A 23,281-nucleotide genomic window follows, 5' to 3' on the forward strand; every position below is an offset into this window, starting at 1 on the left:
GTGAAGGACTCGCTGCAACGCGGTCAGTCGACCATCGACGTGGCCCTGTGAAGGACTCGCTGCAACGCGGTCAGTCGACCATCGACGTGGCCCTGGCCGCCGGCGACACCGTCACCGACCTGCTGGGCAAGATGAAGGAAAAGGCGCTCGCCGCTTCCGACACCTCGCTGAACACCGCTTCGTTCAACGCCCTGAAGTCCGACTTCGACAGCCTGCGCGACCAGATCACCAAGGCCGTCACCAACGCCAAGTTCAACGGCGTCTCGATCGCCGACGGCTCGACCACCAAGCTGGCCTTCCTGGCCAACTCGGACGGTTCGCAGTTCACCGTCAGCGCCAAGACCATCTCGCTGGTCGGCCTGGGCCTGACGTCCTTCGCTGGGCACCAGCTCGACCGGCCTGGACACCCACCTGACCTTCGTCGGCAAGCTGCAAGACAGCCTCGACGCCGGCGTGGGCAACCTGGTCGACGCCGACCTGGCCAAGGAAAGCGCCAAGCTGCAGTCGCTGCAAACCAAGCAGCARCTGGGCATCCAGGCGCTCTCGATCGCCAACCAGTCGACCGGCTCGATCCTGAGCCTGTTCCGATAGGAACGAGAAGGGGCGGGCCTTCGGGTCCGCCCCCACCTTCCGCTGGGACCTTGGTCGTAGAGGAGGGGTAACCAGAGGCGCCGCCGTAATCCGGCGACGACAGGAGTAATGGAAACAAAAGCCGCACTCACACCGTCGATACCAGAACCGTCCGCGCCGACTCCGGTCGCCACCTTCACCGTCCCGGGGCAGCCCGCGGGCGGTCATGACGTTTCAGGCCCCAAGGAAAAGCCCGCCACCGCCGCGGGACCCCAGCCGGGCGACCTGCGACTGGTGATCGAGGAGGACCCGGTCTCCGGCGCCTACGTCTACAAGACGGTGGACCGCCGGACCGGCGATGTTCTGCAGCAGTTCCCGCGTGAGGACGTGCTCCGCTTCAAGCAGGCCGAGCATTACGATCCGGGCGAAGTCTTCGACGGCTTGACCTAAAACCGCCGACCCGCGCGTCATGCCCGCCGCGACGCAGCGTCGCAGGCGGAACATGGTTTACGCGCGTTAACCATATTCTTACTCCCTCAGCCCCAATTTCACGGCCGACCTGCTCGGCCGCCGAATCGCGTCCCGAGCCACATTGGCAAGAACCGCCGTTCGGAGACCGTGATGACGCTGAGCGTGAACACCAATCAGCCTGCGCTGATCGCCTTGCAAAATCTGAACAAGACCAACGACGAGATGGGGGGCGTGCAGTCCCGCATCAACACCGGTCTCGCGATCTCCAGCGCCAAGGACAACGCCGCCGTCTGGTCGATCGCCCAGGACCAGCGCGCCGACCGCTCGGCCCTGAACGCCGTGAAGATGAGCCTGGATCGCGCGACCTCGATCACCGACGTGGCCCTGGCAGCCGGGGAATCGGTCTCGGATCTGCTGACCCAGATGCGCGAAAAGGTGGTCGCGGCCAAGGACACCTCGCTGTCGACCTCGTCGCGCACCGCCCTGAACGCCGACTTCCAGGGGCTGCTGAAGAACCTGACCCAGGTGATCAACAGCGCCACCTTCGACGGCGCCAACATCCTCAACGGCAGCGAACCGACCAACATCACGTTCCTGGCCGACGCGGACGCCGCGACCGTGATCACGCTGGCCCTGCAGAACCTGTCGTTGGGCGGCGCGATCAACACCCTGGCGGCGAGCGACACGATCAACACCCAGACCCTGGCCTCCGCCGTGCTGGCGCGCCTGGACGCCTCGATGACCCGGGTGAACCAGGCGGTCGGCTCGATCGGCTCGCAAGCCAAGCAGATCGAGGCCCACAACACCTTCGTGGCGAAGCTGAACGACGTGCTCGAAACCGGCGTGGGCAACCTCGTCGACGCCGACATGGCCAAGGAGAGCGCGCGCCTGCAAGCTTTGCAGGTCAAGCAACAGCTCGGCGCGCAGGCGCTGTCGATCGCCAACCAGGCGCCGCAGATCATCCTGTCGCTGTTCAACGGCGGTAACTAGGCCTGACGCGATCGGCGGGGTAGACTTTCCGCAATGACGTGTGGAGGAATCGGCCCGGTATGATCGAGCTTCGCGATTTGACGGACGGCGACGAGGCGGTCCTGTTCCAGTGGCGGGGCGAACCGGAAGTCGATCGATGGATGTCCGACGCGGCTTTTCCGAGCCGCGAAGCCCACGCCGCCTGGTTCCATGCCCTTCGCTCCGATCCCGACATGCGCGGCTGGATGATCGTCCGGGCCGGCGAGCCTTCCGGCCTGCTGACCCTGACGGGCCTGCTCAGCCATCACCGGCGGGCCGGCTGGAACTGGTTCCTCGGTTCGGCCGAGGCGCGGGGCAGGGGCGTGGGACGCGCCGCCCAAGTGCTGGGCCTGGACCGCGCCTTCGGCGAACTGGGCCTGCACAAGGTGTTCGCCGAGGTCATGGCCGACAACGACGCGGCGCTGAAAGCCCAGGCCGCTTCCGGTTTCCGTCGCGAAGGCTATCTGCGCGGCCACGTGCTGAAGGACGGCCAGCCGCGCGACGTCGTCCTGCTGGGCATTCTGGCCGACGAATGGCGCGAGCTGCGGGGCGAGGTCCGGCGCTCGCTGACCGACGCCCACCTGATCGCCGCCTAGGGACCCGAGGCCGCTCACGCTTTCAGTCGTCACACTCCGGATTCATACGTCTTAACGAAACGTCAGCGTTGTTCGCCGACAATGGAATCTAGGGGCGTAGTGCGTCCCGATAGGACCCGCTGTGATCACCTTCGATTCCAGTCTGCTGCTCGGTTACTATCAGGCCAAGACCGCGGGTCAGGCCGCGAACGCGGCTGCGACCACCGGCTCGTCCTCTTCCTCGTCGTCCTCGACCGGCAAGACGGTGCCCAGCGCGCCCTGGACCGGCAAGGCGACCGAGCCGAGCGAACTGGTGAAGGCCGCCCTGAACGGCCGCAAGTTCGTCGACGAAGGCGCGGCCCAGGCCGCCGCCCCGACGATCAGCGGCGACTACAAGAAGCTGTTCGCCGCCTACCAGGCGCTCAACACCCTGTCGGCGATCGCCAACCGATCGGCCGAGAAGGGCGTCACCGACAGCGAGATCAAGCGGCTGCAGACCGCGTTCAGCAAGGGGCTGAACGAGGTCAACGGCTATGTCCAGAACCTCAGCACCGACGGCATGCGGCTGACGACCGGCGCGGTCATGACCAGCGACAAGTCCAGCGTCGGCGTGCCCAAGAACAACTACGGCTACGTCACCAACAAGATCTACAGCGGCCAGGTCGACGACGAGGTGCCCACCTTCACGGGCGCCGTCAGCTTCACGATGTCGGTCAAGAAGTTCGGGGTTTCCTCCGACGTGACGATGGACCTGTCGGAGATGGGGTCGACGCCGCGGACGATGTCCAACGTGGTGACTTTCTTCAACGGCAAGCTGGCCGCCGCAGGGTTCGACACCCAGTTCGCGGTCGAGCGCACGGTGGGCGCGGAGCGGACCACCACGGTCAACGGCCAGACCGTCAAATTGCCGCCCACCGGCGACGACTTCGCCCTGCGCATCCGCGGCGACTCCACCGAGGCCCTGACGTTCACGGCACCTGCCCCCAAGCCGGCGGTCTACATCACGACCGCCGCTGGCAATCCCGATCCGGACAAGAAGCCCGAGACCGACGACGCGGTGATCGAAAACACCCTGACCAAGTACGGCCCCGGCACGGCCGGCACGCCGGGGACCAAGGTGTTCTCCGACACGCTGGAAGGCACGATCAGCAGCGTCCACAAGACCATGACCGGGCCGGACGGCTCGCTCTATGTGCTGGCCGACGTCGACGGCACGACCAGCAGCCAGACGATCAAGGGCGACCAGGACGTCGCCCTGCTGAAATACGATTCCGCCGGCAAGCTGCTCTATGCCCGCACCCTGGGGGCGGCCAACACGGCCACCGGCTACAACATGGCCATCTCGGCCGACGGCCAGGTGGCCATCGCCGGTTCGGTGGCCGGCGGGCTTTCCGGCGCGGCCAACGGCCCGATCAACTCCGACTCCGCCGGCACGGTCACCGACAGCTTCGTCACCCTCTACAACGCCCAGGGCGACGAGACCTGGACGGTGCGGCGCGGCGGCATGCTGGAGGACGAGGCCACCGCCGTGGCCTTCGGTCAGGACGGCGTCGTCTATGTGGGCGGCCGCACCAAATCGGACATTCCGGGCTCGGCCACCGGCGCCACGGCCGGCGGCTATGACAGCTACCTGACCGGTTTCGCCACCGACATCGCCGGCACGCCCAAGGCGCTGTTCACCACCCATTTCGGCAGCGAGAACGAGGACACCGTCGCCGGCATCGTCGTCAACGGCACGCAGGTGGTGGTGGCCAGCAAGGAAGGCAGCGAGGCGATGCTTCGCAGCTTCGACGTCACGACCAGCATCGTGACCGAAGACCGCACCTACCTGAACGACAAGGAAGTCTGGGTCACCGCGCCGGTCACCTACACCAAGTCGGCCACGTTCACCGAGGGCGCGACCCGCGACCTGGGCACGCTGAAGGGCGGCAACCTCGCCGGTCTGACGATCGACAACGGCCAGCTCTATGTCGGCGGCTCGACCACCAACGGCGCGCTCGACGTCAACAACCAGACCACCGCCGCCTCGGGCGGCTCGGACGGTTTCGTGGCGCGGATGTCGCTGGACCTGACCGACAAGAGCCAGGACACCCTGGCCTATTACGGCGGCACGGGCGACGACACGGTCACCGGCATGGCGGTCTCCAACGGCCAGGCCTGGCTGGTGGGCTCGGCCGGCAAGGACCTGGCGGGCCAGCCGACGGTCGGCGACAAGGACGGCTATGTCGCCCAGATCGACGTCGCGACGGGCGCGGCGACCTGGGAGCAGCGGCTGACCGGCAAGGACGGCTACGCCACCCCGACCTCGATCGCCGTCGACGCCTCAGGCTCCAGCGCGCTGGACATCTTCGGCATTCCGCGCGGCAAGATGGAGTTCACCCAGTCCGACAAGATTGTCTCGTCGACCTCGGCGCGGGCGGGCGACACCTTCCAGGTCCGCACCCGGGCCCGCGGCACGCTGACGACGATCAAGATCGCGGCCGAGGACACGCTGGACACCCTGGCCGACAAGATCCGCAAGGCGACGGGCTTCGCCGCCAAGGTGGAGTTCGCCAGCAGCGGCAACAGCCGCATGCTGCGGATCAGCCCGTCCCAGACCACCTCGACCGTCGAGATCCTGCCCGGCAAGGGCGGCACCGACGTGCTGGAGGCCCTGGGCCTGAAGCCCGGCATCGTGCGCAACACCAAGACCGACCACGGCCAGACCGTCTCGGCCGACGGCAAGGGCCCGATCTACGGCTTCTCGCTGGACACCGGCCTGGATCTCACCGACGACGCCGGCCGCAAGCTGGCGACGGCGGCCATGACCAAGGCCCTGTCGGCGGTGCGCACCGCCTATCGCGAGATGGCCGACACCGCCAACGGCGTGAAGCGAGACGACGCGACCAAATCGAGCCATGTCGACGGCAAGGTCCCGACCTATCTGACCAACCAGATCGCCAACTACCAGGCGGCCCTCAATCGCCTGACCGGCGGCGGGTAGGGCGCGGGGGCCCTTTGAGGCTCCCTCGACAGCCCCTTGGGGCCTTCTGCGCGCCTGGACTTGAAAGCGTCATCAGCGCGTCGTAGCCAGGGATCATGGAACTTCTCAAAGATCGACGCGTGTTGCTGGGCGGCGGCGCCGCCCTGGCCCTGATCGCGGGCCTCGGCATCGCCCTGGCCCTGATGCACGGCGCCAAGTCGCCCACCGAGGCTCCGCCGGCCTCGCGCGGCGGACTGGTGGTCGAGACTGGCCGGGCCGACGACACCAAGCTCGATCCCGCGCGGCCGCTGCGCTGCTTCGTCGGCGGCCAGTTCGTCGGCGAGACCACCCTGGCCGAGTGCGCCAACAAGAACGGCGTGGCGACCGGCGCCCTTGACGTCGGCGTCGACGAGACCGGCGCCCTGGCCGCCGCCGACCAGGCCGGCCTGGTGCTGACCCCGTTGCCGCCCCCCGCCGAGGCGCCGACCGTGCCCGCGCCGGCCGCGACCCCGGCCGCCCAGGCCCCGGCCGTTTCGAGCACGCCCCTGGCTGTCTGCTGGCGCTACGCCGGCGGCGAGTGGCGCAAGCTGCCCGGCGAGATCACCGTCAACGCCTGCGCCCAGCAGATCTCGGGCGGCAAGTGCGAGAGGGCGGGCGGGGCGACCTACGGCCGCTGGGGCGACGAGACCCTCCGGCTGGTGCCGGGCCGGGTCGAATCCTCGTCCGACAACCGCACCTTCCATTCGATCATCGAGCTGGGGCCCAACTGCTCCATTCCGTCGGCCTAGAGAGACTTTAAGACCATGCGCCTTCCCGTCGTCGCCCTCTCGCTCATCGCCGCCGCCGCCACCGTCGGCCTGGCCGGCTGCGAAAAACAGACCAAGGCCCCGTTCGAGACCGGCGTCTGCATGCACGTGATCGAGCAGAAGGACGGCACGCTGAAGTTCAACCCGGTGGCGCGCAACGTGCCGAGCCTGGAGTTCTGCGCCGCCGAGCTGGAAGGCATGCGCCTGCGCTTCGCCCGCCTGGGCAGCCCCAGCCGCGAAATGACCGGCGCCTATCAGGGCAAGTTCATCTTCCTGCAGAAGGAGGGCATCTATCTGGGCGACACCTACGAAGGCGCCCGGTTCATGTCGCTGGTCCGCACGGGCGACGGGCGCCTGGCCGTCCCAGGGGCGATGCCGGCCCAGTAGGGCGCGCCTCAAACCCGGGGATAACCGCCTCGGTCCACAGGAACGTTCCGAGAACAAAGCTTGATTTCACTTTTAAGAACCCGTTAACGTCCGCCCCAGATGCCGGCGCGTTGGGTCGCCGGGCGTGAACAGGAAACTTCCCCATGGCGGGCAGCGTCAACAAGGTCATTCTGGTCGGCAACCTCGGGGCCGACCCCGAAATCCGCACCCTCAGCTCCGGCGACCGCGTCGCCAATCTGCGTCTGGCCACCTCGGAGAGCTGGCGCGACCGCACCTCGGGCGAGCGCAAGGAAAAGACCGAATGGCACCGCGTGGTGATCTTCAACGATAACCTGGTGAAGGTGGCCGAGAGCTATCTGCGCAAGGGCTCGACGGTCTATATCGAGGGCGCGATCCAGACCCGCAAATGGGCCGACGCCTCCGGCGTCGAGAAGTACTCGACCGAGATCGTGCTGCAGAAGTTCCGCGGCGAACTGACCATGCTGGGCGGTCGCGGCGACAGCGCGGGCGCCGGCGCCCCGGGCGGCGGCTATGACGAAGGCTACGCCGGCGGCGGCGGTGGCGGCGCCCCGCGCAGCCAGCCCAGCGGCCCGCGCGAGAGCTTCTCGGCCGACCTGGACGACGAAATTCCGTTCTAATTTTCCTCTACGGTTTTGTTGTAAACAAGTGGCCGATCCCTTTGGAATCGGTCACTTTTTTATTGCGCCGGCTGCGGCGCCGCGGTTGGGCGCCAACGTGGTGAACCCCCTTGGACCGGGTCGCGAATGGACAACTCCGCGACCGTTCAGGCGCCGCCCATCAAAAGCGAGAGCCGGGACGGGTCCGTGGAAGGCGCGGGCGGCTCGCCTTGCCCAATACTGACTTACTCGTAAGTCAGTATTGACTCCTCCGAAAAGGCGGTGCGATGGTTCCGTCGTTCGTCGAACAGCGTCATCAAGGGCGCGGCGGCGACAGGGGAGGGAATCATGAGCCGTCTTGCCTATACGGCGTCGCTGCTCGCGTTGATGGCCGCGACGACGCCGGCCTTCGCGCAGACCAACGCCGCGCCGCGCGAAACCGCCAACGTCACCAGCGTCGATGAGGTCGTCGTCACGGCCACCCGCCGAAGCGAACGCCTCCAGGACGTGCCGCTCAGCATCACCGCCTTTTCGCAGGCCGAACTGACCCAGAAGGGCGTGGTCGGTTTCGAGGGGATCGCCCGGGAAACGCCCGGCGTCGTGCTCAACCGGGCCAGCGACAACAACGCCCGCTTCACCGTCCGGGGCATCTCCACCAACGGCTGGGGCGCCGGCCTGCAGACCACCACCACCATCTATCTCGACGAACTGCCGCTCAGCACGATCGGCAACACGGTGACCCTCGACCCGGCCCTGTACGACGTCGAGCGCGTCGAGTTCCTGCGCGGTCCGCAGGGCACGCTGTTCGGCTCGGGGTCGCTGTCGGGCGCTTTGCGCGTCCTGACCAAGAGCCCGGACCTGACCGCCTACGACGCCTCCGTCCTGGCCGACATCGGCTACACGCCGGACGGCGAGGGCGTACGCCAGCGCTACAACGCCATGGTCAATGTCCCGCTGGTGGAGCACACCCTGGGCCTGCGCGTGGTCGGCTTCTATCGCAACGAGGACGGCTTCGTCGACAACCTGGGGACGGGGGTCAAGAACGCCAACGCCCTGACCGACTGGGGCGGGCGCGCGATCCTGCTATGGAAGCCGAACGATCGGCTTAGCGTCCGGCTGCTGGCCTCCTACGAGGACAGCGATCCCAAGGACTCCTCGCTGACGACGCCGTCGCTAGGCGATCGCAAGCGCTACAGTACGATCCCCGACCAGTACACGTCGAAGACCCAGATCTATAACGGCACCCTGGAATACCAGTTCGACGGCGCGCGCCTGACCAGCTCGTCGACCTATTCGATCGCCGACAGCCTGTTCAACGTCGACCTGGCCGGCACCTTCAACCTGGCGGTGCCCTTCTATCTCTATGACGGCTTCCAATCGAAGACCTTCGTCCAGGAGACGCGGCTGGCCTCCGATACGGGCGGCCGGTTCGACTGGGTGGCGGGCGGCTTCTACCTGCACCGCGACACCGACCTCAACGGCGAGGACCGGTCGAGCGCGGCCTACCTCGCCGCCCACCACATCACCGGCCTGCCGGGAACCACCTTCGCCAAGTTCGGCAGCGACACGCGCACCTACGAACTGGCCGCGTTCGGCGAGCTGACCTATCACCTGACCGACAAGCTGTCGGCCACCGGCGGCCTGCGCTACGGCAAGTACGGCGGCGAGGTGGACGTCTATCCGGGCTTCAACACGGCCTATTTCACTTATGCGCTGTTCGGCATTTCCGGGCCGCTGACCCTGGCGCCCAGCGCGGCGTCGACCGCCAAATATCCCTCGGCCGAAAAGGCCTCCTGGAAGGCCAGCCTCAGCTACAGGCCGTCGCGCGGCCTGACGACCTACGCCACCGTGTCCACGGGCTACCGGACCCCCGTCTACAACGGGCGCGCCGGCAGCGTCAGCACGGTCGATCCGACCGACCTGGTCATTCCGACCGGGGCGGGCTCGGACAACCTGATCAACTACGAGGTCGGGGTGAAGGGGCGCTGGCTGGACGGCAAGCTGACCGCCAACCTGGCCGCCTACTACATCGACTGGAAGAACATCCAGGTTCAGGCCAACCGGCAGTCGGACTCGGTCCAGTTCGCGACCAATGTCGGCCGCGCCGCCAGCAAGGGGCTCGAGGCCGAGGTCACCTTCGCGCCTGCCCTGGGTTGGGTGCTGGGCGTCAACGGCTCGCTCAACAACGCCAAGGTCACCGAGCTGAGCCCTCAGGAGGCGACGATCTCCGGGGCCGTGGACGGCGCGCGCCTGGCCTCGCCGCATGTGCAGGGGTCGCTCTTCGGCACGTACTCCTACGCCCTTGGCGGTCAGGCCACCGGCTTCATCAGCATCCAGGTCCAGCACGTCGGCTCGTTCCCGAACGGTTTTCCCAACACGCCGGGCAAGGCCGGGGTCCGCAGCCCGCTGTACGACACCACCGACAGCTACACCTACGTCAACCTCCAGACCGGGACGCGGTTCGGCAAGTGGAACGCGATGCTTTACGGCGAGAACCTCGGCAACAGCCGCGCGACGACCTACATCCATCCCGAGGCCTTCGTTTACAGCCGCTACGCAATCGTTCGCCCGCGCACGTTCGGCGTGCGGCTCGGCTACGAGTATTGAACGGGATCATGACGACAAGAGCGATCCTTGCCTGCCCGCCCTCCGTCGCCGTTCCGGCGGCGGGGGGCCACCCGCCCCGGCGGTCGACCCTTTCGACGCCCGGACAGGCGGGTCCCGTTGACGCGCCCGTCGCCAAGCCGTTACGCCAAGACCGATGACCAGCACCGATCAAGTCAAGCCGAAGACCGCCTCGACCCCGGAGCGCGCCGTCGCCCGAAACCACAAGGCGCGGGTCCGCGAGGAATCGATCGAGCGCATTCTCGACGCCGCCGAGCAGCTGTTCGCCGAGTTCGGCTATCACGGCGTCACGTTGAAGGACGTGGCCGCGCGGGTCGGCGTCAGCTCGACGCTGATCCACTATCACTTCAACGGCAAGGAGAGCCTCTACGAGGCGGTGTGGGCGCGGCGCGCGCCGATTTCCGCGCGCAACCGGCTCGAGGCGATGCGGCGCTACGCCGAGGAAGTTGGCGACAAGGTCACGGTGGAGGGCGCGCTCCATGCCTGGATCGACACCGATCTGAACGTGCAGATCCACGACACCGAACAGTGGATCGCGTTCGGCAAGATCAGCGCCCAGGCCAACAGCGCCGCCGGCTGGGGCGCCGAGAAGATGACCAAGTACTTCAATCCGGTCGTCCTGGCGCTGATCGACCTGCTCAAGAAGGCGATGCCCGACTGCGACGAGGCGACGATCTTCTGGGGCTATCACTTCGTGTCCGGCGCGATGACCCACAACATGGCCCGCACAGGCCGCCTCGACGAGCTGTCGCACGGCCTGTGCTCGTCCGACGATTTCATTTCGATCCGCCGACACATGGCCAGGTTCATGGCCGCGGGCTTCGAGGCGATCTGCCGAGGCTCGGCCGCCGAAGGCTAGCGAACGCGGCGGCGAACGGCGTCTTTCAAAACGGCGAGGGGACAGGTGATGAAGGCTGCTGAGCGGAGCTCCGGGGTGCTGGCCGGCTTGTTCGATCTCGAGGGCAGGGTGGCCATCGTCACCGGTGGATCGCGCGGCCTGGGTCTGCAGATCGCCGGCGCGCTCGGCGAATTCGGCGCGACCGTGGTGCTGGTCGCCCGCAAGCAGGTCGAGCTCGAGGCCGCCGTCGCCGAACTCCGCGGGCAGGGCGTCTCGGCGTTCGGCTTCGCCGCCGACCTCGGCGCGCCGGACGGGGCTTCCGTCCTGACCGACTGGGTCCTCGAACACTTCGGCCGGATCGACATCCTCGTGAACAACGCCGGCACGGTCTGGGGCGCTCCGGCCGAGGACTATCCGTTGGAGGGATGGAGCAAGGTCATCGACCTGAACGTGACCGGCCTGTTCCTGCTGACCCAGGCGGTGGCCAAGGCGGCCTTCCTCGAGCAGGGCAAGGGCGCCGTGATCAACATCGCCTCGATCGAAGGCCTGCAGGGTCATCATCCTGATCGACCCGGCACGATCGCCTACAACACCGCCAAGGGCGCGGTCATCAACATGACCCGGGCGCTGGCGGCCGAATGGGGGCCGCGCAACATCCGCGTCAACGCGCTGGCCCCGGGCTACTTCCCCTCGAAGATGACGGCGGCGACGGTCGAAGCGCACGGCGACGAGATGCTGCGCTGGACGCCGCTGGGGAAGCTCGGCGGTCCGACCGACCTGATGGGGGCGGCGCTGCTGCTGGCCTCCGACGCCGGCGGCCACATCACGGGTCAGACGCTGGTGATCGACGGCGGCGCGACGATCATCTGAAGGGCGGGCATCTGAAGGCCGTGCATCTGAAGGCTCGGCCTCAGATCAGGTTCGCGCGGGCGATCCGGCCAAGGTGCAGGGCGCTCGGCTTCAGCGTCCGCTTGAAGGTCTGGCGGTTCACGGCGACCAGCCCGAACGGCACGCCGTAGCCGGAGGTCCATTCGAAGTTGTCCAGCAGCGACCAGTAGAGATAGCTGTGAACGGGGATGCCCTCGTCCAGGCATTGCCGCACGCCGTCCAGCGCCTGGTCGATGAAGGCGATCCGGCGGGCGTCGTCGTTCGTGCCGATGCCGCTCTCGGTCACATAGATCGGCTTGCCGATCGCCCCGTGAGCCCAGCGGATCGTGTTGGCCAGGGCCTGGGGGTAGAACTCGTAGCCGGAAAGGGTGAGCTCGGCGCCGGCCGGCGGCGGCCTCACGCCGTTCTCGTCGACGATGAAGCGGGTGTAGGTCTGGACGCCGAAGAAGTCGGCGTGGGTCCGCGCGACCTCGACCCAATCGCCGTAGAGGCGGCGCTGAAAGATCTCGACCAGGGCCGGGTCGGCGACCGACTGGATGTCCTGGGTGGTCAAGGTCACGCCCACGGGCAGCTCGGGACGGACCTGCTTGATCGCGTCGTAGGCGCGGCGGTGGGCCTCCTGCATGATCGGGGTGGCCACCAGCGGGTCGGCATAGGCCAGGCGGGAGAACCGCGGGGCGTCGGTGACCTTGGCGGCCGCGGCGACGGCGGCCTTGACGGCCGGGATCGCGGCCTGGATCCCCGGCATCAGGTCGACCAGCAGCCGGATGTTGGCCTCGTTGAAGGTGGTGACCTTGTCCATCAGCCCGCCCAGGCGCTCGACCACCTTGGTGCAATAGCGGGCGAAGAGGGCCGGCGCGTCGGGGGCCTCGAAGCCGCCCCGCTTGGCGAACCACAGCGGCGTCGTGAAATGGTTCAGCGTCACCATCGGCTTGAGGCCGCGCGCGCGGCACGCCTCCAGCATGCGGGCGTAGTGGTCGAGTTCGGCTTCGGAGAAGCTGCCTTCGCTGGGCTCGATCCGAGCCCATTCCACGCCCATGCGATAGCAGTTGAAGCCCAGGCCGCCGGCGATCGCGAAGTCCTCGGCATAGCGATGATAGCTGTCGCAGGCGTCGCCCGAGCGCTCCTTGAACATGCTGGGCCGCAGGTTCTCCATCAGCCAGGCGTCGCTGTTGGTGTTGCCGCCCTCGCTTTGGTAGGCCGAGATCGCTGTCCCCCACAGAAAGCCCGGCGGCGCGGGACGTCTGGATTTGGACTTGTCGGTGGCGTTGGCGAGCCCCGGCGAAAGGGCCAGCGCCGCGCCCGCGCCGGCAAGAATGTCGCGACGTCCGACGCCCGGCGGTTCCTGGGTGCTCATGCTCATCTCCCTCGCGGCGGCGTCGTTCAAAAAAAGAGGGGCGGACGGCCAGGCCGTCCGCCCCAGGGAGGAAGGAACTAGAACGATTTCTTGAGGCCGAACTCGATCGTGCGGCCCAGCGGGTTGCCGGTCCACGGGTCGTAGCCGAACTCCTCCTGGGCGGGCGGCGGGTCCTTGTCGAACATGTTGGCCACCGTCGCCGTCAGAGCCAGGTCGCCGTCCAGCTCAAGCCGGTAGGTGAAGTCGGTGGTGACCCAGTTCTTGCCGTCCTCGCCATACTGAACGCCGGCCCGCTCGTCCTTGACGGCCGAGACGAAGTTGACCCCGAGACGGAAGTTCTGGGCGCCGAGGCTGTAGTTGACGCCTAGGTTGGCGCGCCACTTGGGAGCCGCCTGCGCGAAGGTCGCGAAGTTCAGCGTGCCCAGGCGGTCGTCGCCCGTCGAGATCGTCACGCCGTCCAGAGTGGTCGGGCCGGTCTTCAGCTCGGTCACCCGGGTGGCGGTGAGATTGACGTCGAGGTTGCCCGGTCCCGCCGGCAGGCCGTAGTTGGCCTGGATGTCGAAGCCGTTGGTGGTCTGGCCCGGGCCGTTGCCGTAGCGGGTGGACACCGCCGAGAAGGTCCCGACGCCGCTCATCCCCACCGCGCAACCGGCGTTGAAGGTGATGCGGCGCAGCAGCGGTTGGACGGCGGGATCGCAGGTGGTGATCGTCCCGCCGGCCCCGTTGAACACCAGGCTGGCGATCTGGTTGGGATCGGCGACCTGGCCGATCTGGTCCTTGGTGCGGATGTCGAAATAGTCGACGATCAGGCGGAAGTTGTGATCGTCGGCGAAGCCGCGGCTTTGCCAGATCGCGCCGATGTTCGCGGTCTTGGCGGTTTCCGGCTTGAGGTCGGCGTCGGTGACGAACTGGGCCGCCAGCCAGTTGCTGGCCGCCACCGTGTAGGTGCGGGCGGCCACGGTGATCGCGCCGGGCGTCACGCCCAGGGGCGGGGTCTGGTAGTTGGTGCCGTACGACCCGCGGATAGTCAGCGGACCCCAGACGTTCCACTTGCCCGACACCTTGTAGACGGTCGCGCCGAGATCGTTGGAGAACTCCTCGTGGCGGGCGGCCAGCTGGAAGTTTAGGTTCGACAGCACGGGCACCTGCAGTTCGCCGAACAACGAATACTGGCTCTGGTCGGCCTGGGCCGGGATGGTCGGAGCGAACAGGACGAACGGCCCCGGCGCGTCGGGGGTGCAGCCTCGGAAGTTGGGATCGGTGGTGGCCGTCGGGTTGGCCTCCAGGTTCGGTGAGCCGGCGCCGTTGGCGCTGGTGGTGCCGTGCGGCCATTCGCACTGGACCGTGCCGTTGTTGAACGCGCTGGTGACGATCTGACGGCTCTCGAACGTGCGGTACTGGGCGCCCAGGGCCCAGCCGATCTCGCCGCCGGGCAGCTTGAGCCCCGACTGGCCGTTGAACACCAGGTCGGCGGTGAAGTTGTTGCTCTTGGTCTCGACGGCGCGCGGGTCGAACATCCAGAGGCTCAGGTCCTCGGGGTTCTCGTGGCCAGGGAGGTAGTTGGGGTTGGCCAGGCCCCGGACCGGCTGGCCCTTGAACGAGCTGGAGAAGGGATTCCACCACATGCAGCCGTTCTTGCCGGCCGCGGCGGCGTTCTGGGTGCCGAAGCGGGTGGGGTCGAGATCGGTGGCGTGACAGTTGGGACCGCCGAAACCGTTCAGGGCCTCTTCCAGCCGATAGCCGATCGTGTCGGCGTGGGTGTTGTAGTTGTAGGCGTCGTTATAGGTCAGGGCGAAGTCGTAGCCGACCTTCTTGGCGAACGGCGCCAGGTCGCCGAGATCGCCGGTGATCCCGCCCGACACCCGCCAGACCTTGTTGTCGATCCGGTCCGCGACGCCGAAGCCGTCGCCGCCCGAATAGTAGGGATTGCCGCCGTGACCGAACAGTCGGTAGGTGATCGGCGTGAAGCCCTGGGCGCCGACGATGCCGTGGGCTGCGGCGAACTCGGCCGCGAAGGGGTTGGTGATCGGCACGTAGAACTGGTTGACGGCCCCGGTCGTCAGGGCCGGGCCGCGCGTCACCGGCTGGGCTGGCGAGCCCATCACCTGCGGCAGGGTCACCCGGCCGTAGGACGCGTCGGCGTGGAACTTCATGTGGTCGGTGACGTCCGCCTTCAACTGGGCGTAGAGGCGGTAGGTGTCCTGGTTCTCCACCAGGCGATAATAGGGGATGTAGTTGTAGGCGCAGGTGTAGGCGTTATCGACGCGACCGCCGACGGCGGCGCAGCTGGACGCCGAGAAGTCCGAGACGATCCCGGCGACGGGCGCGCCCCATTCGCCGACGTCCGTGGCGCTGGGAACGGCGGGCAGGGCGCCGCGCGGCAGCCAGCCGGTCAGGTTTGTCAGGGTCGACCACGGCGCGGGATTGTAGCCCGCTCCCGGCGTCAGCGACGGCTTGGTGAAGTCGCGCTCCAAGGTGCCCAGGCGCGAGCGGTGCTCGTATTCAGCCGAAACCAGCAGGTTGACCCGGTCCTCGCCGACCCCGGCCATGACGCCGACCGAATAGTCGCCCTTGGAGCCGTCGATGTACTTGTACTGCGCCTGGGTCTCCAGGCCGACGAACCGGTCCCGGGTGATGAAGTTGACGACGCCGCCGGTGGCGTCGGCGCCGTAGATCACGGCCGCGCCGTCCTTGAGGATCTCGGTGCGGGCCAGGGCGATCGACGGCACGTTGGCCGTGTTCTGGTTCATCCGCCGGCCGTTCAGCAGGACCAGGGTCTTGTCCGCGCCGAGACCGCGCAGATTGTAGTTCACCGAGCCGACCAGGGCCGGGCCGCCGAAATAGTAGGACTCGCCGGTCGTCGGGCCCGAGATCGTCAGGCTCTTGGCGAACTCCAGGGCCGTGGGCGAGCCCTGCTTCTCCAGCGACTGCTGCGAATAGACCTCGACGGGGAGGGCGGCGTCGAGCGCCGAGCCCCGGATGTTGGAGCCGGTGACGATGATCTCCTCGACCTGCGTGACCTTGTCCGACGGCTTCTGCGCGTCCTGCGACCATGCCGGCGACGCGAGACCGGTCATGCCGATCAGAAGCGCAACGCCCGATACGCTCGTAAGCCCGATTTTCATTTGGCTGCCTCCCCATGAATGAGTCTCTTAACGCTCATTCTCACAAGAGTGAGTGTTGCCCATTCGTCGCGACAGCGTCAATCGATCATTGTTCCGTGATCCCGTTTCGAGGCGCGGACGGAGCGACTGCCGTCACGGGAACGATTGACAGGAGCGCGTCGCGCCCCGACTACGCGCAGGCTGGGACCAGGAGGACGGTTTGGCTGGAGCTACGGTTGAAGAGACCAGGGCGGGTCGGCGCACCAAGGCCGAACAGCGCGCCCAGAGCCTCGAGCAGATTCTGGACGCGGCCGAATATCTGTTCTCGCAGAACGGCCTCTACGGCGTGACGCTGCGCGACGTGGCCGAGCGGGTGGGCATCCACACGACGCTGCTGAACTACTACTTCAAGGACAAGGTGAACCTGTTCGAGGCGGTGTTCGCGCGCCGGGCCGGCGTGACCGCGGGGCGGCGGATGGTGGCCCTGGAGCACTACGAGCGGGCGGCGGGCGACAACCCGACCGTGGAGGGCGCGTTGCACGCGTTCCTCGATACGGACCTGGACCTCTATTACGAGGGCGGCGAGCACTGGATGAACTACGCCGCCTTCTGCGCGCGCGTCAGCAACACCCCCGAAGGCGCGGCGCTGATGGACGAGCACTTCGACCCCGTCGTGCTGAAGCTGGTCGGCATCCTGAAGAGGGCCCTGCCGAACTACGCCGACGAGGAGATCTTCTGGGGCTACCACTTTGTCAGCGGCGCCCTGATGAACACCTTGGCGCGGACGGGCCGGATCGACCGGCTGTCGAGCGGCGCCTGCCATTCCGACGACTTCCCGGCGGTCAAGAAGCGAATCGCCCGGTTCATGGCCGCGGGCTTCATCGCTCTGAAGGCGTGAAGCCCGCGAGCCGTCAGGCACCGCGTTCGGCCCTCTCCTTGCGTTCGGTTCGGGCGAAGGTCCGGGCCAGCCACAGGAACAGCGCCACCGCCAGCACGTAGAACGGCACGAGCGTGTAGAGCGCCATCTGCAGGGAGTTGTGCGGATGGCTGGCGTGGAAGAAGTCGCTGGCCGCCCCGACATAGGTGGGGCCCAGGCCCAGGCCGATGAAGTTCATGATCAGCAGCAGCAGCGCGCCGGACATGACCCGCTGTTCGGGGCGCACCTCCTGCTGCACCAGCGTCACCGCCGACGACAGATAGAAGTAGTTCAGGAAGGTCGGGCCGATCAGGAAGGCCAGGGCCACCGGCCAGGTCGGGGCCCAGACGAAGCCGATATAGAACGGGATGGCCAGGGTCAGCGAGATGACCGGCGCCATGGCGTAAGCGACCTTGGACTTTTGGGTGAAGCGATCGATCACCCGGCCGGAGACGAAGATCCCCGCGCTCATGCCGATCCCCACCACCAGCGCGTACCACAGCGCCACGTCGCCCAGCGCCATGCCTTTCTCGCGCATCAGGAACAGGGTGGTGAAGTTGCCCAGCCCATAGGTGACGAATTGGGTCGCCCCGCTGCCCAGGGCCGCCAGCACCAGGGTCGGGCGCGAGAAGAACATCTTCAGCGTCGACCAGAAACCGGCCCTCACGGGCGCCGCGCCGGCCAGGCCGTCCAGGCCGCCGCGCGGCGGTTCCTTGACGATGAACGGCAGGATGCCCGCCGTCACGACCCCCACCGCGCCCAGCAGAACGAAGGCATGGCGCCAGTCGAAGGCCGCCGCGATCGCCGCGCCGAAGGCGATTCCCAGCGCCGCCCCGACGGGCGGGCCGAGATTATAGATCCCCAGCGCCGTGCCGCGCCTGCCCGGCGGGAAGTAGTCGGAGATGATGGCGTAGGAAGGCGGCACGCCGCCGGCCTCGCCGAAGCCGACCGTCATCCGCGACACGGCGAACTGAGCGTAGTTGGCGGAAAATCCGCAGGCCGCCGTCGCCGCGCTCCAGATCCCGCAGGCCAGGGACAGCACCGCGACGCGGTTGGTGCGGTCGGCCAGCCAGCCGACCGGAATGGCGATGAAGCAGTAGAACATCGCGAAATAGAGACCGCCGATCAGGCCCAGCTGGCCGTCGGTCACGTGCAGGCTGTCCTGGATCGGCTTGGCCAGGATCGACATCAGCTGCCGGTCCAGGAAGTTCAGGACGTAGACGAACCACAGGGCGCCCAGGACGAGCCAGGCGCGGCCGCTTACGGCGGTCGGGGGCGCGGCCTGGTCTGGCTGGACGGCGGGGGAGGGCGAGGCGGTCATCGACGAGCCACCGGGACGACGTCAAGCTTGATTGGGGCGCGCGAACAGGGTCGCGGCGCTTTCGCGCACATGGTCTTCAAGGGTCATCCTCCCAGCCGCCGTTTTTCCAGCTTGGCTTTCTCCAAGCATGCGCTCAAACAGGATCAAAGATCAATATTCACACGCACGATAGTGAATGTTGACAGGCGCCGGGATCGTCGTCACGCTGGGTTCGCAAACGTCGGCGCGAACGACCGACGCTGATCCGGGGAGAAACGTCATGAAAGCTCGGGCAAGGTCCCTGGATTCGCTGGTTTCCCGAGCATTCGTCCTCACCCTGACCCTTTCGGCGTTGACCGCGGCGCCGGTCGCGGCATGGGCGGATCAGCCCGTCGTCCGCGCGCCGGCCGGCGCGCTGCGCGGCGTCGACCAGGACGGCCTGCGGGTCTTCAAGGGCGTGCCCTACGCCGCCGCCCCCGTCGGCGCGCTGCGCTGGAAGCCGCCCGCCGCCGCGCCGGCCTGGAGCGGCGTGCGCGACGCGCTCGACTTCGGCCCGGCCTGTTATCAGCGCAAGCCGCGTCCCGGCGGCATCTATAGCTCGCCGCTGAAGGCGATGAGCGAGGACTGCCTGTCGCTGAACATCTGGGCGCCCGAAAAGATCAGGAAGGCCCCGGTGCTGGTCTGGATCCACGGCGGTTCGCTGACCGGCGGCGCCAGCAGCGAGGGGATGTACGACGGGGCGGCCTTGGCCAGGCAGGGTCTGGTCGTGGTTTCGATCAACTATCGCCTTGGCGTCCTGGGCTACATGGCCCATCCCGAGCTCAGCGCGGAGTCGCCGGACCACGTCTCGGGCAACTACGGCCTGCTCGACCAGATCGCCGCCCTGCGCTGGGTCCAAAGCAACATCGCCGCCTTCGGGGGCGACCCGAAGAACGTCACCATCGCCGGGGAGTCGGCGGGGGGCTTGAGCGTCATGTACCTGATGGCCTCGCCGCCGGCCCGCGGCCTGTTCCAGAAGGCGATCGCCCAGAGCGCCTACATGGTCTCGACGCCCGACCTGCGCGAGCCGAGGTTCGGCCATGTCCCGGCCGAGGCCATGGGCGCGGCGACAGCCGCCAAGCTGGGCGCCAAGAGCCTGGCCGATCTGCGGGCCATGGACGCCGAGACCCTGACCACTTCGGCCCTGATGGCCGGCTTCCAGACCTTCGGCGCCGTCGACGGCAAGGTGCTGCCGGCCCAGCTGGTCGACGCCTTCGATCGCGGGGAACAAGCCCGCGTGCCGATCCTGGCCGGCTTCAACAGCGGCGAGATCCGCTCGCTGCGCGTGCTGGCCCCGCCGCCGCCCGCCGACGCGGCGACCTACGAGGCCGAGATCCGCAAGCGCTATGGCGACCTGGCCGACGATTTCCTCAAGCTCTACCCGTCCAGCGACCTAGCCGAGAGCGTGCTGCTGACGACCCGCGACGCGCTCTACGGCTGGACCGCTGAGCGGCTGGTCGCCAAGCAGACGGCCGCCGGCGCGCCGGGCTATCTCTACCTGTTCGACCATGGCTATCCGGCGGCGGACGCGGCGGGGCTGCACGGCTTCCACGCCAGCGAGATCCCCTACGTCTTCGGCACGGCGAACATGACCCCGCCGGCCTGGCCGAAGAACCCGGACACGCCTGTCGAGGCCAGGCTGTCGACGGCCATGATCCGCTATTGGGCCTCGTTCGCCCGCGGCGGCGTCCCGAAGGCGGCCGGCGAGCCCGCCTGGAAGCCCTATGGAAGCGAGCGCGCCTACATGGCCTTCGTCGAGGGACCCCAGCCGGGCGTCCATCTGCGGCCGGGCATGTACGAACTGAACGAAACCGTCATGTGCCGTCGCCGGGCCCAGGGCGACACCCCGTGGAACTGGAACGTCGGCGTCGTCTCGCCGCCGCTTCCGCCCAAGACCGGCCAGTGCGGATAACGAGTACGCCCGATGATCGATGGTGAGATGCAGGCGTTCGCGTTGACGCTCGACAAGTTCCTGGAGCACGCGGCCAAGTGGCGCCCTGACGCGCAGGTCGTGACGGCGCGGGACGGGGGCGGAACCGACCGGATCGGCTACGCGGACCTGATGGTCCGCTGCCGGCGGACCTCGGCGATGCTGGCGGGCCTGGGCGTCGGGACCGGCGATCGCGTGGCCACCCTGGCCTGGAACACCCAGGCCCATGTCGAGGTCTGGTACGGCGTCATGGGCATGGGCGCGGTCTGCCACACGCTCAATCCCCGCCTGACCGCCGACCACCTGGCGTCGATGATCGTGCAGTCGGAGGCCCGCGTCCTGATCGCGTCCGCCGACCTCGCGCCGCTCGCCCGCCAGATCCTGGAGGGCGCTCCCGCGGTCGAGCACCTGTTGATCATCGACGCCGCGGGCGGGGCGATCCCGGATGGCCTGGGCGCGCGCCCGGCCGTCCTGCTGGAGTCGCTGCTGGCCCAAGCGACCGGCGAGGTGGTCTGGGGCGGCTTCGAAGAGACCGCGCCCTGCGGCCTGTGCTTCACCTCCGGCACCACCGGGGCGCCCAAGGGGGTGACCTACACCCACCGTTCCAGCTTCCTGCACACCCTGAGGGCGCTGCAGGCCGACGTGATGGCGATCTCGGGCGCGGACAGCATCCTGGCCGTGGTGCCGATGTTCCACGCCAACGCCTGGGGACTGCCGTTCGCCGCCCCGGCCGTCGGCGCCAAGCTGGTCCTGCCCGGACGCATGGCCGACGGCGCCAGCCTGGCCCGCCTGATCGCCGCCGAGGACGTCACGATCGGCGTCGGCGTGCCGACCGTCTGGCTGGGTCTGGTCGAGCATCTGGAAGCGACCGCCGGCCAACTGCCGTCGCTCAAGCGCATCATCGTCGGCGGCGCGCCGATGGCTCCGGCCCTGATGGAGCGCATCGAGCAGCGCCTGGGCGTGCGGGTGCAGACCAGCTGGGGCATGACCGAGCTGTCGCCCTCCGGCACGGTGGCGCCGTTGAGCGCGCCGTCCCACGCCGCGCTTTCGGGCCGACCGGCCATCGGCGTGGACCTGCTGCTGACCGACGCCGACGGGACGCCGCTGGCCCAGCAGCGCGACGTCGAGGGCCACCTGCGGGTGCGCGGGGCGGCGGTGATCGAGCGTTATTTCGGCCACGACGCGCCGGCGACCGACGCCGAGGGCTGGTTCCCCACCGGCGACCTGGCGCGCATCGACGCCGAGGGCAACCTGATGATCACCGGCCGAGCCAAGGACCTGATCAAGTCCGGCGGCGAATGGATCAATCCCGCCGAGATCGAGGCGGTGATCGGGGCGCTGCCCGAGGTCTCGCTGGCCGCCGTCATCGGCCGGTCCGACGCCAAGTGGGGCGAGCGCCCGATCCTGCTGGTCGAGACGCTGGGCGAGGTTAGCGACGAGATCCTGCTGGCCTCGCTGCGCGGCCGCGTCGCCCCGTGGTGGATCCCCGACGCCGTCTACCGGCTGCCGCGCATGCCCTTGGCCGCCACCGGCAAGATCGACAAGATTCGGCTGCGATCGGAGTACGGCGGCGGGTGATCCAAGGGCGCGCGCTCCCGCGCCGATCTTCGATTCCAAGAGCGCCACGACGCTCGTCCAGGGGAATGTCGCCGATGAAGGTTCTGTCCAACATGGTCCGCGGGCTGCTGGGTTTGGCGGCGCTGGTCGTCGTGCAGGGCGTCGCCCTGGCCCAGGCGCCGGATCCCAACGTCCAGCATCCCGACTACGCCGACCCGGCGCTCTGGCTGTGCCGTCCGGACCTGAAGGACAACCGCTGCGAGGTCGACCTCGACGCCACCGTCATCGCGCCCAGCGGCGGGATGACGGTCGAGCGCTATGTCGCCGCCAAGGATCCGAAGATCGACTGCTTCTTCGTCTATCCCACCGTCTCCAATGATCCCGGCTGGGTTTCGGACTTCTCGCCCGACGCGGCCGAGTGGGACGACATCAAGGTGCAGTTCGCCCGGTTCGGATCGGTCTGCCGGCAGTTCGCGCCGCTTTATCGCCAGGGGACGCTGCGGCGGCTGCGGGCCCCGAGCGGCGGCCCGGCCCCGGTGGGGGCGCAGCCGCCCCCCGGCTTCGGCGGGTTTTCCGACGTCGTCGAGGCCTGGAACTGGTACCTGGCCCACGAGAACAAGGGGCGCGGCGTCGTCCTGATCGGCCACAGCCAGGGCGGAGCCATGATCACCCGGCTGATCACCCAGGAGATCGACGGCAAGCCCGTCCAGAAACAACTGGTCTCGGCCCTGATCCTGGGCGCGCCGGTCATGGTCCCGCCCGGCAAGGACGTCGGCGGCGCGTTTAAGTCGGTTCCGCTGTGCCGGGCCGCCGACCAGACCGGCTGCGTGATCACCTACGCGACCTTCCGTGACCGCCTGCCGCCGCCGGCCAACTCCCGCTTCGGCAAGGTCCGTGACGGTCTGCGCGCGGCCTGTGTCAATCCGGCCAACCTGGGCGGCGGCAAGGGCGAGCCGGAGTCCTATTTCATCACCCAGGGCTTCCTGAACGGCTCCGGCGGCGACATCCGACCGGAGTGGGTGCGGCCCATGCGGCCGATCGGGACCTTCTTCGTGAAGACGCCGGGCTTGGTTTCCACCGAATGCGTCGAGAGCGGCGACTTCAACTACCTGGCCCTGCACGTGAACGCCGTCCCGGCCGATCCGCGCACCGACGAGCTGGGCGGCCAGATCATCCGGCGTACGGGCGTGGATCTTTCGTGGGGCCTGCACCTGCTCGACGTCGACCACTCGATCGGCACGCTGATCCGCCTGGTCCGAAAGCAGGGCGAGGCCTACGTGGCTGATCCGCCGCAGGGCTGATCTCTTCACATCCTGCGACAACGGCCGGCG

General features: G+C 68.2%; 17 protein-coding genes and 1 pseudogene. 15 read left to right on the top strand and 3 right to left on the bottom strand.

Annotation, left to right across the window (positions count from 1 at the left end; all coding sequences use genetic code 11):
• The 11 genes and pseudogenes from ASD21_RS02545 to ASD21_RS02595 form a co-directional block, all read left to right on the top strand.
• A pseudogene (locus ASD21_RS02545) lies at positions 1–591 on the top strand (flagellin); the annotation flags it as partial.
• Positions 592–699: 108 nt separating this feature from the next.
• Positions 700–1,020: a hypothetical protein gene (locus tag ASD21_RS02550; RefSeq protein ID WP_056436332.1), complete on the top strand. Its 321-nt coding sequence runs from the start codon at positions 700–702 to the stop codon at positions 1,018–1,020.
• Positions 1,021–1,191: 171 nt separating this feature from the next.
• On the top strand, positions 1,192–2,031 hold the full coding sequence (locus ASD21_RS02555; RefSeq protein ID WP_056436335.1) for a flagellin: 840 nt from the start codon (positions 1,192–1,194) through the stop codon (positions 2,029–2,031).
• 59 nt (positions 2,032–2,090) lie between these two features.
• The gene (pseH, locus tag ASD21_RS02560; RefSeq protein WP_056436338.1) at positions 2,091–2,645 is read left to right on the top strand and encodes a UDP-4-amino-4,6-dideoxy-N-acetyl-beta-L-altrosamine N-acetyltransferase; all 555 of its coding nucleotides are present in this window, start codon (positions 2,091–2,093) and stop codon (positions 2,643–2,645) included.
• 121 nt (positions 2,646–2,766) lie between these two features.
• On the top strand, positions 2,767–5,607 hold the full coding sequence (locus ASD21_RS02565) for a hypothetical protein (RefSeq protein ID WP_056436341.1): 2,841 nt from the start codon (positions 2,767–2,769) through the stop codon (positions 5,605–5,607).
• A 95-nt stretch (positions 5,608–5,702) separates the two neighbouring features.
• Positions 5,703–6,374 carry a hypothetical protein gene (locus tag ASD21_RS02570; protein ID WP_056436343.1) on the top strand — a complete coding sequence of 224 codons (672 nt, stop codon included), beginning with the start codon at positions 5,703–5,705 and terminating at the stop codon, positions 6,372–6,374.
• 15 nt (positions 6,375–6,389) lie between these two features.
• On the top strand, positions 6,390–6,779 hold the full coding sequence (locus ASD21_RS02575) for a hypothetical protein (protein ID WP_056436346.1): 390 nt from the start codon (positions 6,390–6,392) through the stop codon (positions 6,777–6,779).
• Between the two features lie 143 nt (positions 6,780–6,922).
• Positions 6,923–7,417, top strand: coding sequence for a single-stranded DNA-binding protein (ssb, locus tag ASD21_RS02580; RefSeq protein ID WP_056436349.1), 495 nt, complete (start codon positions 6,923–6,925; stop codon positions 7,415–7,417).
• A gap of 327 nt (positions 7,418–7,744) precedes the next feature.
• Entirely contained in the window at positions 7,745–10,003 is a 2,259-nt protein-coding gene (locus tag ASD21_RS02585; RefSeq protein WP_056436352.1) for a TonB-dependent receptor, read from the top strand.
• 154 nt (positions 10,004–10,157) lie between these two features.
• Positions 10,158–10,880, top strand: a complete 723-nt coding sequence (locus ASD21_RS02590) for a TetR/AcrR family transcriptional regulator (RefSeq protein ID WP_056436356.1) — start codon at positions 10,158–10,160, stop codon at positions 10,878–10,880.
• A 48-nt stretch (positions 10,881–10,928) separates the two neighbouring features.
• Positions 10,929–11,729: an SDR family oxidoreductase gene (locus ASD21_RS02595; protein ID WP_056436359.1), complete on the top strand. Its 801-nt coding sequence runs from the start codon at positions 10,929–10,931 to the stop codon at positions 11,727–11,729.
• A 40-nt stretch (positions 11,730–11,769) separates the two neighbouring features.
• On the opposite strand, the gene ASD21_RS02600 is transcribed toward ASD21_RS02595, so the two are convergent.
• Complete coding sequence (locus ASD21_RS02600) at positions 11,770–13,104, bottom strand: glycoside hydrolase family 1 protein (protein ID WP_056436362.1); 1,335 nt, start codon at positions 13,102–13,104, stop codon at positions 11,770–11,772.
• 77 nt (positions 13,105–13,181) lie between these two features.
• Positions 13,182–16,229, bottom strand: coding sequence for a TonB-dependent receptor domain-containing protein (locus ASD21_RS02605; RefSeq protein ID WP_056436365.1), 3,048 nt, complete (start codon positions 16,227–16,229; stop codon positions 13,182–13,184).
• Between the two features lie 199 nt (positions 16,230–16,428).
• Between ASD21_RS02605 and ASD21_RS02610 the strand changes: the two genes are divergently transcribed.
• Entirely contained in the window at positions 16,429–17,106 is a 678-nt protein-coding gene (locus ASD21_RS02610) for a TetR/AcrR family transcriptional regulator (RefSeq protein ID WP_056436370.1), read from the top strand.
• Positions 17,107–17,119: 13 nt separating this feature from the next.
• On the opposite strand, the gene ASD21_RS02615 is transcribed toward ASD21_RS02610, so the two are convergent.
• Complete coding sequence (locus tag ASD21_RS02615) at positions 17,120–18,445, bottom strand: spinster family MFS transporter (RefSeq protein ID WP_056436373.1); 1,326 nt, start codon at positions 18,443–18,445, stop codon at positions 17,120–17,122.
• A gap of 259 nt (positions 18,446–18,704) precedes the next feature.
• On the opposite strand from ASD21_RS02615, the gene ASD21_RS02620 reads away from it, so the two are divergent.
• From ASD21_RS02620 to ASD21_RS02630, 3 genes are all read left to right on the top strand, one after another.
• Positions 18,705–20,375 (top strand): carboxylesterase/lipase family protein, encoded by a 1,671-nt coding sequence (locus tag ASD21_RS02620; protein ID WP_056436374.1) that lies wholly within the window; start codon positions 18,705–18,707, stop codon positions 20,373–20,375.
• Positions 20,376–20,387: 12 nt separating this feature from the next.
• Entirely contained in the window at positions 20,388–21,971 is a 1,584-nt protein-coding gene (locus tag ASD21_RS02625; RefSeq protein WP_056436377.1) for an AMP-binding protein, read from the top strand.
• Positions 21,972–22,045: 74 nt separating this feature from the next.
• On the top strand, positions 22,046–23,251 hold the full coding sequence (locus tag ASD21_RS02630) for a DUF3089 domain-containing protein (protein WP_235524823.1): 1,206 nt from the start codon (positions 22,046–22,048) through the stop codon (positions 23,249–23,251).
• Positions 23,252–23,281: the final 30 nt, after the last annotated feature.

This window comes from Caulobacter sp. Root1455, from assembly GCF_001426905.1.
Classification (GTDB): domain Bacteria; phylum Pseudomonadota; class Alphaproteobacteria; order Caulobacterales; family Caulobacteraceae; genus Caulobacter.

What these genes read in the sequence shown, in the direction of transcription:
- ASD21_RS02550 (WP_056436332.1), top strand. Translation starts at nt 700, where the DNA reads ATGGAAACAAAAGCCGCACTCACACCGTCGATACCAGAACCGTCCGCG.
- ASD21_RS02555 (WP_056436335.1), top strand. Translation starts at nt 1,192, where the DNA reads ATGACGCTGAGCGTGAACACCAATCAGCCTGCGCTGATCGCCTTGCAA.
- pseH (WP_056436338.1), top strand. Translation starts at nt 2,091, where the DNA reads ATGATCGAGCTTCGCGATTTGACGGACGGCGACGAGGCGGTCCTGTTC.
- ASD21_RS02570 (WP_056436343.1), top strand. Translation starts at nt 5,703, where the DNA reads ATGGAACTTCTCAAAGATCGACGCGTGTTGCTGGGCGGCGGCGCCGCC.
- ASD21_RS02575 (WP_056436346.1), top strand. Translation starts at nt 6,390, where the DNA reads ATGCGCCTTCCCGTCGTCGCCCTCTCGCTCATCGCCGCCGCCGCCACC.
- ssb (WP_056436349.1), top strand. Translation starts at nt 6,923, where the DNA reads ATGGCGGGCAGCGTCAACAAGGTCATTCTGGTCGGCAACCTCGGGGCC.
- ASD21_RS02585 (WP_056436352.1), top strand. Translation starts at nt 7,745, where the DNA reads ATGAGCCGTCTTGCCTATACGGCGTCGCTGCTCGCGTTGATGGCCGCG.
- ASD21_RS02590 (WP_056436356.1), top strand. Translation starts at nt 10,158, where the DNA reads ATGACCAGCACCGATCAAGTCAAGCCGAAGACCGCCTCGACCCCGGAG.
- ASD21_RS02595 (WP_056436359.1), top strand. Translation starts at nt 10,929, where the DNA reads ATGAAGGCTGCTGAGCGGAGCTCCGGGGTGCTGGCCGGCTTGTTCGAT.
- ASD21_RS02600 (WP_056436362.1), bottom strand. Translation starts at nt 13,104, where the DNA reads ATGAGCACCCAGGAACCGCCGGGCGTCGGACGTCGCGACATTCTTGCC.
- ASD21_RS02605 (WP_056436365.1), bottom strand. Translation starts at nt 16,229, where the DNA reads ATGAAAATCGGGCTTACGAGCGTATCGGGCGTTGCGCTTCTGATCGGC.
- ASD21_RS02615 (WP_056436373.1), bottom strand. Translation starts at nt 18,445, where the DNA reads ATGACCGCCTCGCCCTCCCCCGCCGTCCAGCCAGACCAGGCCGCGCCC.
- ASD21_RS02620 (WP_056436374.1), top strand. Translation starts at nt 18,705, where the DNA reads ATGAAAGCTCGGGCAAGGTCCCTGGATTCGCTGGTTTCCCGAGCATTC.
- ASD21_RS02625 (WP_056436377.1), top strand. Translation starts at nt 20,388, where the DNA reads ATGATCGATGGTGAGATGCAGGCGTTCGCGTTGACGCTCGACAAGTTC.
- ASD21_RS02630 (WP_235524823.1), top strand. Translation starts at nt 22,046, where the DNA reads ATGAAGGTTCTGTCCAACATGGTCCGCGGGCTGCTGGGTTTGGCGGCG.